12 protein-coding genes are annotated in these 12,249 nt (G+C 64.4%); 4 read left to right on the top strand and 8 right to left on the bottom strand.

What is annotated here, in order from left to right; genetic code table 11:
• Positions 1-6: 6 nt before the first annotated feature.
• Positions 7-810 carry an ABC transporter permease gene (locus RHODMAR_RS13800; protein ID WP_008715521.1) on the bottom strand — a complete coding sequence of 268 codons (804 nt, stop codon included), beginning with the start codon at positions 808-810 and terminating at the stop codon, positions 7-9.
• A complete protein-coding gene (locus tag RHODMAR_RS13795; RefSeq protein WP_008715519.1) occupies positions 807-1,736 on the bottom strand; it encodes an ABC transporter ATP-binding protein in 930 nt (309 codons plus the stop codon). The genes RHODMAR_RS13800 and RHODMAR_RS13795 overlap by 4 nt, the downstream gene beginning before the upstream one ends.
• 122 nt (positions 1,737-1,858) lie before the next feature.
• Here RHODMAR_RS13795 and RHODMAR_RS29410 point away from each other — a divergent pair, with 122 nt between their 5' ends.
• The gene (locus tag RHODMAR_RS29410; RefSeq protein ID WP_081605996.1) at positions 1,859-3,880 is read left to right on the top strand and encodes a TPM domain-containing protein; all 2,022 of its coding nucleotides are present in this window, start codon (positions 1,859-1,861) and stop codon (positions 3,878-3,880) included.
• A gap of 71 nt (positions 3,881-3,951) precedes the next feature.
• Here the strand turns inward: RHODMAR_RS29410 and RHODMAR_RS13785 are convergent, their stop codons facing one another.
• Entirely contained in the window at positions 3,952-5,337 is a 1,386-nt protein-coding gene (locus RHODMAR_RS13785; RefSeq protein WP_008715516.1) for a glycine--tRNA ligase, read from the bottom strand.
• 266 nt (positions 5,338-5,603) lie between these two features.
• Here RHODMAR_RS13785 and RHODMAR_RS13780 point away from each other — a divergent pair, with 266 nt between their 5' ends.
• Together RHODMAR_RS13780 and RHODMAR_RS13775 are read left to right on the top strand one after the other, a co-directional pair.
• On the top strand, positions 5,604-5,999 hold the full coding sequence (locus tag RHODMAR_RS13780; RefSeq protein ID WP_042939203.1) for a metalloregulator ArsR/SmtB family transcription factor: 396 nt from the start codon (positions 5,604-5,606) through the stop codon (positions 5,997-5,999).
• Complete coding sequence (locus tag RHODMAR_RS13775; RefSeq protein WP_008715512.1) at positions 5,996-6,433, top strand: Fur family transcriptional regulator; 438 nt, start codon at positions 5,996-5,998, stop codon at positions 6,431-6,433. Before RHODMAR_RS13780 ends, RHODMAR_RS13775 begins: the two co-directional genes overlap by 4 nt.
• Before the next feature lies 1 nt (position 6,434).
• On the opposite strand, the gene RHODMAR_RS13770 is transcribed toward RHODMAR_RS13775, so the two are convergent.
• From RHODMAR_RS13770 to recO, 3 genes are read right to left on the bottom strand one after another with little or no spacing between them, the layout of a single operon-like run.
• Positions 6,435-6,857: a hypothetical protein gene (locus RHODMAR_RS13770; RefSeq protein WP_008715510.1), complete on the bottom strand. Its 423-nt coding sequence runs from the start codon at positions 6,855-6,857 to the stop codon at positions 6,435-6,437.
• Positions 6,850-7,668 (bottom strand): isoprenyl transferase, encoded by an 819-nt coding sequence (locus RHODMAR_RS13765; RefSeq protein WP_051048025.1) that lies wholly within the window; start codon positions 7,666-7,668, stop codon positions 6,850-6,852. Before RHODMAR_RS13765 ends, RHODMAR_RS13770 begins: the two co-directional genes overlap by 8 nt.
• Positions 7,625-8,458 carry a DNA repair protein RecO gene (gene recO, locus RHODMAR_RS13760; RefSeq protein ID WP_008715506.1) on the bottom strand — a complete coding sequence of 278 codons (834 nt, stop codon included), beginning with the start codon at positions 8,456-8,458 and terminating at the stop codon, positions 7,625-7,627. Before recO ends, RHODMAR_RS13765 begins: the two co-directional genes overlap by 44 nt.
• Positions 8,459-8,531: 73 nt before the next feature.
• On the opposite strand from recO, the gene RHODMAR_RS13755 reads away from it, so the two are divergent.
• Positions 8,532-9,953: an amidase gene (locus RHODMAR_RS13755; protein ID WP_008715505.1), complete on the top strand. Its 1,422-nt coding sequence runs from the start codon at positions 8,532-8,534 to the stop codon at positions 9,951-9,953.
• An 18-nt stretch (positions 9,954-9,971) separates the two neighbouring features.
• Here RHODMAR_RS13755 and era read toward each other — a convergent pair whose 3' ends face one another.
• Positions 9,972-10,886 (bottom strand): GTPase Era, encoded by a 915-nt coding sequence (gene era, locus RHODMAR_RS13750; protein WP_008715504.1) that lies wholly within the window; start codon positions 10,884-10,886, stop codon positions 9,972-9,974.
• A gap of 16 nt (positions 10,887-10,902) precedes the next feature.
• Positions 10,903-12,225 carry a hemolysin family protein gene (locus RHODMAR_RS13745; RefSeq protein WP_008715501.1) on the bottom strand — a complete coding sequence of 441 codons (1,323 nt, stop codon included), beginning with the start codon at positions 12,223-12,225 and terminating at the stop codon, positions 10,903-10,905.
• Positions 12,226-12,249 lie beyond the last annotated feature (24 nt).

Raw genomic sequence — 12,249 nt, 5'->3', positions numbered from 1 at the left:
TGCGCGTCAGGCACGCTTGGTGTCTTTCCGGAACAGCAGGGCAGCTCCGGCGATGAACACTGCCGCCCACACCACCAGATTGACCACGGCGATAGCGAGGGTTCCGAGCTCCGCCGAGGTGAACGGTGCCCGGGCCACCGTCGCCAGGCCGTAGAGCGGGGTGAACTGGGCGAGCATCGGGAACCAGCCACCGTCCCCGAGGGGGACGAACAGGCCACCGGCCAGCGCCAGGAGTGCCAGCACCGGTCCGAGGATCTGCATGACGTTCTCCGAGGGCAACAGATACCCCATGAACAGCCCGAACGCGGCGAACACCGCAGATCCGAGCCACGCGATCACTCCGCAGGCGAGCCACACCCAGATCGGCATGTCGGCTCCGAAGAACTTCGCGACGACGAACACCACGACGATCGCGGCGGCACCCATCGTCATGGCCACGAGGACCTTGGTGATGATGTACGCGACGGGCTCGAGCGGAGTCAGCCGAAGTTGCCGGCTCCACCCCTGCGCGCGTTCGACCGAGACCATCGCTCCCCCGCTGGTGGTGGCGAGCATAGCTCCGTAGACCGCCATGCTGATGGCGATGTAGCCGGTGACATTGCCATGGGCGAAGGAGTAGTCGGACTTGAAGTCGGACTGCGTACCGAAGATGACGAAGAACACCGGCGGCATCACCAAGGTGAAGATCAGAGTCCGCTTGTTGCGGAACAGTCTGCGAATTTCCAGTCCGAGGAACGTCGGCGAAAATCCGCCCCAGGCAACGGCTCTGGCAGGAGTGCGGGTGGTTGTGGACGCAGTGGTAGTGGTCATCGGATGCTCCCGGCGAGGTCGTTTTCGGCTGGGTCGTTTTCAGAATCGGTGGTCAGGGCAAGGAACGCGTCTTCGAGGTTTCTCGAGACGATCTCGAGGTCCGTCGCCTGCGCGTCGTTCAGCAGGTATCGGGCCACGGCATCGGAGTCGCGTCCGTGCACGATGACCCGATCACCACGAGTTTCGACGCGGTCCACCCCGGGCAGCGCGAGCAACATCGACTGGTCAACGCCGGGCAACGTAGCAGTGACGGTGCGTCCTGCGGCCAGGTTCTTCACCTCGGTGGCGCTGCCGTCGGCGACGATCTTGCCGTGCCGCACCAGCACGATGCGGTCGGCGTAGGCATCGGCTTCGTCGAGGTAGTGGGTGGCGAAGAGGACCGTTCGACCGGTGCTGGCGTCCTGGCGAATAGCGTTCCAGAAGTCGCGGCGCCCCTCGACGTCCATGCCGGTGGTCGGCTCGTCCAGCACCAGCAGATCAGGATCGGGCAGCAGTGCGAGCGCAAACCGCAGTCGTTGCTGCTGACCGCCGGAGCATTTCGCGACTCGGCGGTCTCCGATGTCGGCGATACCCGCCCGGGTCAGTACTTCCTTCACCGACCGGGTGTGGGCAAAGAGCGCCGCGGTCAGCTCGACGGTTTCGCGGACTGTGAGATCACGGAGCAAGCCACCGGTCTGCATCACGGCCGAGATACGGCCCTGGGCGATGGCATCGGCGGGGGTTCCCCCGAACACCGACACCGAACCGGTCGTCGGTGCCGCGAGCCCGAGCATCATGTCGATGGTCGTCGTCTTTCCCGCACCGTTGGGTCCGAGGAACGCGACGACTTCGCCCGGTTCGATGGACAGGCTGAGCCCGTCCACCGCCCGGACCGAGCCGTAGGTCTTGGTGACGTCTCGCAGTTCGACTGCCTTCGTTGTGGTCATGGGAATCACTCTGCTCCGAGCGAACAGCGTCGACCTCGTCCGAGCGTCACGATTGCACGATGACAACTGTCATGGATCGACCTGCTCGATTCGGACACCACCCAGCCGGTAGATTTCAACGCATGGCAGTCCAGCACCGGCGGCATTCCAGCGCCACAGTTGTCCGTAGGTCGGTTCATCGATTCCGTCGCCTCACCGCAACAGGTGCCCTGACCTTGTTCTTTGCGGTACTCCTGGCTCCCGGAATTGCCTCGGCCGAGGCACCCTCGCGCCTGGCCACGCAGATCACCGACAACGTCCAGGCACTCGACTCCGACTCGACGGCCGAGGTGCAAACCTCCATCGACGACCTCTACGGCAGCAGCCAGCTTCGCTTGTGGGTCACCTATGTTGCGGATTTTGACAACATGTCGGCCGCGAACTGGGCCGAGCAGACCTACCAGCGAAGCGACCTCGGTCAGCGTGACGTCCTCCTCGCGGTGGCGACAGTCGACAGTTCGTACTACCTTGCCGTGAACACCGGGCTGTCGCAGGTCACCACAGCCGAGCAGGACGACATTCGAGTCAACGATCTCGAACCCGCACTGCGCGAGGAGGATTGGTCCGGTGCCGCGATCGCGGCGGCCGGTGCACTGGGCGATGCCTACGCCTCGAGCGGCAGCGGTGGATCGTCCGCACCGCTGCTGATCGGCGTCGGAGCCTTGGCAGTGGCGGGCGGCGGAGCCGTTGTCTACTCGTCGCGGCGCAAGAAGGCCCGCGTCGCCGCCGAGGTCGAGGCGATTGCCGAGATCGACCCGAGTGACCCGGCCGCCTTGGCCCGATTCCCGGTCGACGTTCTCGACACCCGTGCCAAGGAAATCCTGATCGAGACCGACAACGCAGTCCGAGCAAGCGAAGAAGAACTGACGCTCGCCCGAGGCGAATTCGGAGACTCGGCCGCCGCACCGTTCATCGCCGCCCACGACAACGCCAAGAAAGCACTCGCATCCGCCTTCGAGATCCGGCAACGCCTCGACGACGCCATTCCCGAAACCCCGGATCAGCGACGGGCGATGCTCGTCGAGATCATCAGCTCGTGCGGTCAGGCCGACAACGAACTCGATTCGCGCGTCGAGGAATTCGACGGCTTCCGAGACCTGGTGATGAACGCCGGATCACACCTCGACGAACTCACCCAGACGATCGTCGGCCTCACCGTGCGAATCCCTCGGTCGAAAGAGCTCCTCGAGCAACTGCATTCGGAATTCTCCCAGACGGCGTTGAACTCCATCGCAGACAACGTCACGATGGCCGAGGATCGCGTCGCGCTGGCCGAAGAGAACATCGAAGCAGGTCGCGCAGCTGCGGCGCTACCGCCCGGAAAGCAGGGTCCGGCAGTGTCCGCGATTCGTACTGCCGAACGGGCCGTCGAGCAGGCCAGGACGCTGCTCGATGGCGTCGACCATGCTCGCGACGACATCCGGCACGCCATCGCCACGCTGCCCGACGCCATCGAGGACGTCCGCCGCGACATCGAGCAAGCCCGAGGCCTGGCCGAGCACGGCGGTGCCGAGTTGCAGTCGGCCATCACTGCAGCGCAGGCGGCGTTGAAGAACGCGCAGACGGCGCAGTCCTCGGATCCGCTCGGCAGCTACACCGCCCTCTCCGAGGCCGATTCCGAACTCGAGAAGATCGTCGACGAGGCGTCGGCGGAGAAGGCCGCCGAGGACCAGCTGCGAGCTCGTCTGGATCGCGATATCGCGGCCGCTCAGGCGCAGATCACTGCTGCTGCGGATTACATCTCGACGCGCCGCGGCGGCGTGGGTGCCGATGCTCGAACGCGATTGTCCGAGGCCGAACGGCATCTCGCTGCGGCTCGTCAGCTCGAATCCGAGAACCCGGAGGAGGCCCTCAAGCATGCGCATGCCGCCAGCCAATTGGCCTCGCGCGCGTCGAAGATCGCCCAGTCGGACGTGCAGAACTGGGAGAACCGTCACGGGCGGCGCGGCGGTGGTAGCGGCGGCAACGTTGCCGGAGCCGTGCTCGGCGGAATCCTGATCAACAGCGTGCTACGCGGCGGCGGAGGAGGATTCGGCGGCGGCGGCGGGGGCTTCGGCGGTGGAGGTGGTGGCGGCGGCTTCGGCGGTGGCGGCGGCCGCTTCTGACGCGTCGACCGACATACGACAGGCCCCGATCTCGTCTCGAGATCGGGGCCTGTCTGTTTGCCGAAGGTCCTCTACGCGCCGATCAGACGAGACGCGATGTAGCCCTCGACCTGATCGAGAGCAACTCGCTCCTGCGCCATCGTGTCGCGTTCACGGATGGTGACGGCATGGTCGTCGAGGGTGTCGAAATCGACGGTGATGCAGAACGGGGTACCGATCTCGTCCTGGCGACGGTAACGCCGGCCGATCGCTCCGGCATCGTCGAATTCGACGTTCCAGTACTGACGCAGTTGCTGTGCAAGATCCTTCGCCTTCGGCGTCAGATCGGCGTTACGCGAGAGCGGGAGCACCGCAACCTTCACCGGGGCCAGCCGGCGGTCGAGCTTGAGCACCACCCGCTTGTCGACACCGCCCTTGGCATTGGGAGCCTCGTCCTCGCTGTACGCGTCGACGAGGAAGGCCATCAGTGAACGCGTCAAACCGGCGGCCGGCTCGATGACGTACGGGGTGTAACGAGTATCGGTGGCCTGCTCGTAGTAGCTCAGATCCTGGCCCGACGCCTTCGAGTGCACCGACAGGTCGTAGTCGGTGCGGTTCGCGACGCCCTCGAGCTCTCCCCAGGCACCTCCTTGGAAGCCGAACTTGTACTCGATGTCGACCGTGCGCTTGGAGTAGTGCGACAGCTTCTCTTTGGCGTGCTCGTAGAGGCGCAGGTTTTCCGGATCGATGCCCAGATCGGTGTACCACTTCATGCGGTAGTCGATCCAGTACTCGTGCCACTGCTCGTCCTCGCCCGGCTTGACGAAGAATTCCATCTCCATCTGCTCGAACTCACGGGTACGGAAGATGAAGTTTCCGGGAGTGATCTCGTTGCGGAAGCTCTTGCCGATCTGGCCGATGCCGAACGGCGGCTTCTTTCGCGAGGTGGTCAGTACATTGGCGAAGTTGACGAAGATGCCCTGTGCGGTCTCGGGACGCAGGTAGTGCAGGCCCTCCTCGTTGTCGACCGGGCCGAGGAAGGTCTTGAGCAGACCCGAGAACGCACGCGGCTCGGTCCACGATCCGGGCTCACCGGTCTCGGGGTCACGGATGTCGGCCAGGCCGTTCTCCGGCGGGTGACCGTGCTTGTCCTCGTAGGCCTCGATGAGGTGATCGGCGCGGTAGCGCTTGTGCGTGTGCAGCGACTCGACGAGCGGGTCGGAGAACGTCTCGACGTGGCCCGAGGCCTCCCACACCTCACGAGGCAGGATCACCGAGGAGTCCAGTCCGACGGTGTCGTCGCGGCTGGTGATCATGTTGCGCCACCACTGCTTCTTGATGTTGTCCTTGAGCTCGACGCCGAGCGGGCCGTAATCCCAGGCCGACTTGGTACCGCCGTAGATCTCGCCGCACTGGTAGACGAGGCCTCTGCGCTTGGCGAGGTTGGCGACGGTTTCGACTTTGGACTTGGGTGCCACTGGCGGAGCTCTCCATCTTCGGTTACATCGTGACTGTCGGTCACATCGTATGGCGGGTGAAGCGGGCGGTTTTCGCCCTGATCAGACTATCTGGCCCAGCGGGTGAAACCGAACAGCGGTCTGGTGGGGAAATTGACATGCGCACCTGTGCATATCACAATGAATACGATTTGCAATAACGATAACTGCACTAACCTGGTGCCATGAAGTCGATCGCGCAGAGAGAATTCGCCGGGAGTCAGCCGGTGACCGAAGGGGCCGCAACCATGTCCGCTCGATTCGTGGAGACCGACTCGACCCATCAACAAGACCCCGAACATCCGTTGCATGCCGACGACCCGTTCGCTGCTGCTCCCCCGGCTGCGATTCCACCCAGGGAGACCCTGGCCGCGGCCGGGGACATCCTCCGCGCGCTCGCAGCCCCGGTGCGGATCGCCATCGTGCTGCAGCTGCGTGAGTCCGAGCGGTGCGTCCACGAACTGGTCGTCGCGCTCGGCGTCACCCAACCGTTGATCAGCCAACACCTTCGGGTACTCAAGGCGGCGGGCGTGGTGCGTGGAGAACGCAACGGCCGCGAAGTCCTGTACCGACTGGTCGACGATCACCTCTCCCACATCGTCGTCGACGCCGTGGCCCACGCCGAGGAAGGCCGTAACCTGTGACCGAGAAGTCCACCGACACCACGACCCCGAGACGACCCGTCGTCGTCGGAGTGCGGGCCACCAAACAGCGCAGTGCGATTTCGGACTTGCTCGACACCATCGAGGAATTCAAGTCCGCACAGGATCTGCACGACGAATTACGCAAACGCGGTGAGGGAATCGGCCTCACGACTGTCTATCGGACACTCCAGACCCTGACCGACGCCGGTACCGTCGATATGCTTCGCACCGACAACGGTGAGTCGGTCTACCGGCGCTGCTCCTCCGGCCATCACCACCACCTGGTATGCCGCTCGTGCGGTTACACCGTCGAGGTCGAGGGCCCCACCGTCGAGAAGTGGTCGAAGAGCGTCGCCGAGACCAACGGTTTCACCGACGTGAGCCATACGATCGAGATATTCGGCACCTGCAGTCAGTGCGCCACCGCGAACTGATTCAGGGCAGCAGGCCCTCGCGCGCTTTCTCCACCCCGGCGAGTACCAGGATCAGCATCGTCAGCATCGCCTCGTCGTCCAGGCCGCTCGCCGGAAAGGTGTAGCGCAGCAAGACATCTGCAAGCTTGTCGTGGGTGTTGACCGAGATCGCGCCGAACTGCGAATCGGCATTGCGATCGGCGACCTTCTTGTGCAGAGCCGCCTTGAGCGGACGATCCCACGCCAACACCGCGGTGAGCGAGAACACCTCGAGTTCGGGTGAGAGCCGAACGGCCCGTAGCGAGCAGAGCGCACCGGCGTAATCGAAACCGAGAGACCCCTCGTCCCCGACGGTCACGGTGGCGAACTGAGAGAGTGCCAGCCGGGCACGAGTCTGCAGAGTCAATTCGCCGGCTTCGTCGATACCCTGTACGTCGTCACTCATATTTCACTCCCCCGAATCGTCTATCGCGCGAAGCGAATTCGATACACGCCTCCCATAGGTCCCTGCGGTCGAAATCCGGGAACAGCTTCTTCTGAAACACGAACTCCGCGTACGCCGATTGCCAGATCAAGAAGTTCGACGTTCGCTGCTCCCCCGACGGACGCAGAAACAGATCCACGTCCGGCATATCCGCCTCGTCGAGGTACTTGGCGACGGTCGCCTCGGTGATCTTCTCCGGATTCAGCTTCCCTGCGGCCACCTGCCGGGCGATTTCCCTTGTGGCATCGGCGATCTCGGCGCGCCCACCGTAATTGACGCACATCGTCAACGTCATCACCGTGTTGCGCTCGGTCAACTTCTCGGCAACTTCGAGTTCCTTGATGACGCTGCCCCACAACCTGGGTCGACGGCCGGCCCAGCGGACTCGCACGCCCATCTCGTTCATCTCGTCCCGTCGACGACGAATGACATCGCGGTTGAAGCCCATCAGAAACTTGACCTCGTCGGGACTGCGCTTCCAGTTCTCCGTCGAGAAGGCGTATGCCGACAACCATTGCACACCGATCTCGATGCACCCGCAGACGGTGTCCATGAGTACCGCTTCGCCCTGCTCGTGCCCCGCAGTACGCGGCAGACCGCGATCCTGTGCCCACCGACCGTTACCGTCCATCACCAGGGCGACGTGGCGCGGTATCAATTCCGGCTGCAGAATCGGCGGCCGAGCACCCGAGGGATGCGGATCCGGAGGGCGCACCACCGACTGTCCGTCAGGCCGGGGTTGCGGCTCTCGTCGTCGAATCACGGTCCCCATCCTGCCCGACGGTGTCGGCGAACACGGAGTCAGGTTGCGCCAGCGGCACCTGATGCGGGTGTGAGCGTTCGATGAGCGGAAGTGTGCGGAGCTGCCTTTCCAGATGCCATTGCAGATGCGCGGCCACCAGTCCGCTGGCCTGCTTGCGGACGGCATCGGAGGTGGTGACGGTGTAGTCCCACTCACCCCGCTCGAGCGCCACCATCAGGTCCAGGACACCGGTCGACGGCGTCGCCGATCCCGGCGGTCGGCAGTGCACACACACCGCCCCACCGGCGGCGACATGGAATGCCCGGTGCGGCCCGACCGCCGCGCACCGCGCGCAATCGGTCAGTGCAGGAGCCCAGCCCGCGAAGCCCATCGCTCGCAGCAGATAGGCGTCGAGCACCAACTCCGGAGGCCGGACGTGTTGCGCGAGAGCACGCAGGGCACCGACGGTCAGCTGATGCAAACGCTGTGCGGGTGCATGCTCCTCGCCTGCCAGTCGTTCGGCGGTTTCGAGAACGGCGCAACCGGTGGTGTAGCGGCCGTAATCGGCGACGATATCTCCGCCGAACGCGTCGACCGTGTGCACCTGAGTGACGATGTCGAGGTTGCGCCCCGGATAGAGCAGGACATCGATGTGCGCAAACGGTTCGAGCCGCGCGCCGAACTTCGATTTGGTGCGGCGTACCCCTTTGGCGACGGCCCGCACGATGCCGTTCTCTCTGGTCAACAGCGTGACGATACGGTCGGCCTCACCCAGCTTGTGCTGGCGCAGGACGACTGCGTTGTCACGGTATGGCCTCACGCACTCCAGTGTCCCACGGGCGCGGTGTCGGTGACCGTTTCCCGCGCTGAGGGGAAGTCGATACTGTGCAGACGTGGATTTTCATCGGTCGACTCTCGTTTCCCAGGCCGCCGAACTCGCGTCGGGTCGCATCACCTCGGTGCAGGCGGTCACGGCATCACTCGATCGAATCGAGACGAGCCAACCCACGCTCAACGCGTTTCGCATCGTGCGCCGCGCCGCAGCCCTGGCCGAGGCCGCAGAGGCGGATCGACTGCGCGCCGCCGGCACCAGCGCTCAGCTGCTCGGCGTTCCGATTGCCGTCAAGGACGATGTGAACATCGCCGGGGAGCCGACCGCCTTCGGCTGCGCCGGTAGTTTTCCGGCTGCCACCGCCGACTCGGAGGTGGTGCGCAGACTACGTGTGGCCGGAGCGGTCATCGTGGGAAAGACGAACAGCCCCGAGCTCGGCCAATGGCCCTTCACCGGCGGCACCTTCGGACACACCCGCAATCCGTGGAACCGTGAGCGCACCCCCGGCGGCTCATCCGGCGGCAGCTCGGCGGCGGTAGCTGCCGAATTGGTTTCGGCTGCACTGGGTTCCGACGGTGCCGGCTCGGTGCGCATCCCGGCGTCGTGGACCAACCTCGTAGGCATCAAGCCGCAACGGGGGCGGATATCGACCTGGCCGGACCCCGAGGCATTCAACGGCATCACCGTCATCGGCCCACTCGCACGCACCGTAGCCGATGCCGCACTTCTTCTCGACGTGGTCTCGGGTAGCCACGACGGCGACACCCATCGGCCGGCCGCACTCACCGTCTCCGATGCCGTCGGCCGCAACCCTGGCTCACTCCGAATAGCGCTGAGCCTTCGTAAGCCGTTCATCCCGACTCCGGCCGCGCTGGACCCGGAGATCGCCGCTGCGGCGTACGAGATGGCCGCGGTGCTGCGATTACTCGGTCACAAAGTAGTCGTCGACGATCCCGCGTACGGAATGTTGTTGGGGCTCAATTTCTTACCGCGCTCACTGGCAGGTGTCGCCGCGTGGCTCGACCGACTTCCCGATCCATCGCTCGCGGATCCGCGCACCCGAGCCAATGCCAAGAGCGGCCGCGCACTCGCCGGAGCGCCGTTGCGCGCCGCCCGCGCGGCCGAACCTCGAATCGGACGCCGCATCGGCCGGTTCTTCGACGACTACGACATCGTCCTCGCCCCGACGACGGCAACTCCCCCGCCGCGGGTCGACGCCATCGACGGCATCTCCAATGCAGACACCGATCGGGTGATCACCGAGCACTGCCCGTACACATGGCCGTGGAACGTCCTGGGCTGGCCGAGCGTCAACGTCCCCGCAGGCCTGACGAAACACGGGCTACCCATCGGCCTGCAATTGATGGGGCACGAGTCCTCGGAGCCACTACTGGTGTCGGTTGCGGCTCAACTCGAGAACGTGCTGCAGTGGCACCGCAAGCGCCCTGAACCCTGGTGGTCCGATGTGAACGGAACTTCGTAGTCAGCCGACCTGGGCAGGTCAGAAGCCGAGCTTGCCCATCTGCTTCGGGTCGGTCTGCCAATCTTTCGCAATCTTGACGTGCAGGTCCAAGTAGATCCGGGTGCCGAGCAGTTTCTCGATCTGCAATCGCGACGCCGTGCCGACCTCTTTGAGTCGCGAGCCGCCCTTGCCGATGATGATGGCCTTCTGACTGGATCGCTCGACATAGAGAATCGCGTGCACGTCGAGCATGTTGTCGTGGCCCTCGCGGGGCACGATTTCCTCGATGACGACGGCCAGGGAGTGGGGCAACTCGTCGCGGACGCCTTCGAGCGCTGCCTCACGAATGAGCTCGGCCATGAGGATTTCCTCGGGCTCGTCCGTGAGCTCTCCGTCCGGGTAGAACGCCGGCCCGGGTGGCAGTTCGGAGGCCAGCAGATCGACCAGTTTCTCCACCTGCTCACCGGATTCGGCCGACACCGGTATCACGTGACTGGAGTCGCCGAGGAGCTTGGACAACGACATCAACTGCTGTACGACGCGTTCCTTCTTGACCTTGTCGATCTTGGTCACGATGCCGATCAGCGTCGTCTTCGGCGCGATGTGACGTACCTGTTCGAGGATCCACCGGTCGCCGGGCCCGATCTTCTCGTCGGCCGGGATGCACAGGCCGATGACGTCGACCTCGGAGTAGGTGTCTTGCACCAGATCGTTGAGCCGTTGCCCCAGAAGCGTTCTGGGGCGGTGCAGTCCGGGAGTATCCACGAGGATCAATTGCGCATGGTCACGATGAACGATGCCGCGGATGGTGTGCCGGGTGGTCTGTGGACGCGAGGACGTGATGGCGATCTTGGTACCGACCAACGCGTTGGTCAGGGTGGACTTGCCGGTGTTGGGTCGGCCCACGAAACAGACGAATCCGGATCGGAACTCTTCGTTGTGCTGCTCGGACATCGAGCACCTCCAGATTTCAGTGTTGGTGAGTGACGTCCGACGAGTCGTCGTCCTCGGTGGATTCTTCGTCGGGTTCGAGCTTTTCGACCAGCACCGTGGTGATGCGGACACGCCCCTTGGGGTCGGCTCCACCTTCGCCGCGCAGCAGCAGCCCGTGGGTGATCACTTGCGAACCGGGCAGCGGCACGCGGCCGAGCTCGTATCCGAGCAGTCCGCCGACGGTATCGACTTCCTCGGACTCGATGTCGATGTCGAAGATCTCGCCGAGGTCTTCGAGTGGCACTCGGGAGGACACTCGATAGCGTCCGTCGTCGAGTTCCTCGATGGGCGCAACTTCGTCTGCATCGTATTCGTCGGCGATCTCACCGACGATTTCCTCGATCACGTCCTCGATGGTCACCAGGCCCGCGATACCGCCGTACTCGTCGACGAGCAGGGCCATGTGGTTGCGATCTCGCTGCATCTCGGCGAGCAGGCTGTCGAGCGGCTTGGAATCGGGCACGAACACGGCCGGACGCATCAGCTCGGACACCTGCACTCCACGACCACCGTCGGTCGAGTAGTACGTCCGCTGCACAAGATCTTTGAGGTACACGACGCCGACGACGTCATCCACGTTCTCGCCGATCACCGGGATCCGCGAATGGCCGCTGCGCACGGCAAGAGACGTGGCCTGGCCGGCCGATTTGTCGGACTCGATCCAGACCATCTCGGGCCGCGGAACCATGACCTCGCGGGCGGAGGTGTCGCCCAACTCGAAGACCGATTGGATCATCCGCCGTTCGTCGTCGGCCACGACTCCGCGCTCTCGTGCCATGTCCACCAACTCCCGAAGTTCGATCTCGGAAGCGAACGGTCCGTTACGAAATCCCTTACCCGGGGTGATCGCATTACCGATGACAATGAGCAGTCTGCTGATCGGACCGAGCAGCCACCCGAGCGCCCGCAGCGGAAAAGCGGCCGCCAACGCGATCGAGTAGGCGTTCTGTCGGCCCAGGGTTCGCGGACCGACCCCGATCACGACGTAGCTGACCAGCACCATGGCAACCGCGGTGATCACCAGCGCCGTCGTCGAATCGATCAATTGGGTCAGGCCGCCCGCAAGCAGGACGGTGCCGCCGATTTCGCACAGAATGCGCAGCAGCACCATCAAGTTGACGTATCTGGGACGATCGCCGACCACGACGACCAGGCCGGTGGCTCCGGGGCGTTCGTCCTTGACCATGTCGTCGATACGCGCCCGCGACACCGTGTTCAGCGCAGAATCGACGGCGGCGAACAAACCTCCGAGGGGCACGAGTAGGACAGCGAAAACAATGAGCACAACCGCACTGCTCACGCGCGACTACCCCGTCGTGTTGCC

The sequence above is a fragment of the Rhodococcus sp. AW25M09 genome (genome assembly GCF_000333955.1).
Lineage (GTDB): Bacteria > Actinomycetota > Actinomycetes > Mycobacteriales > Mycobacteriaceae > Rhodococcoides.
The sequence above is the reverse complement of the archived record's forward strand: the minus strand, read 5'-3'. Positions and strand labels throughout refer to the sequence as shown.

What these genes read in the sequence shown, in the direction of transcription:
- era (WP_008715504.1), bottom strand. Translation starts at nt 10,886, where the DNA reads ATGTCCGAGCAGCACAACGAAGAGTTCCGATCCGGATTCGTCTGTTTC.
- RHODMAR_RS29410 (WP_081605996.1), top strand. Translation starts at nt 1,859, where the DNA reads ATGGCAGTCCAGCACCGGCGGCATTCCAGCGCCACAGTTGTCCGTAGG.
- RHODMAR_RS13770 (WP_008715510.1), bottom strand. Translation starts at nt 6,857, where the DNA reads ATGAGTGACGACGTACAGGGTATCGACGAAGCCGGCGAATTGACTCTG.
- RHODMAR_RS13795 (WP_008715519.1), bottom strand. Translation starts at nt 1,736, where the DNA reads ATGACCACAACGAAGGCAGTCGAACTGCGAGACGTCACCAAGACCTAC.
- RHODMAR_RS13800 (WP_008715521.1), bottom strand. Translation starts at nt 810, where the DNA reads ATGACCACTACCACTGCGTCCACAACCACCCGCACTCCTGCCAGAGCC.
- RHODMAR_RS13780 (WP_042939203.1), top strand. Translation starts at nt 5,604, where the DNA reads ATGTCCGCTCGATTCGTGGAGACCGACTCGACCCATCAACAAGACCCC.
- RHODMAR_RS13765 (WP_051048025.1), bottom strand. Translation starts at nt 7,668, where the DNA reads ATGGGGACCGTGATTCGACGACGAGAGCCGCAACCCCGGCCTGACGGA.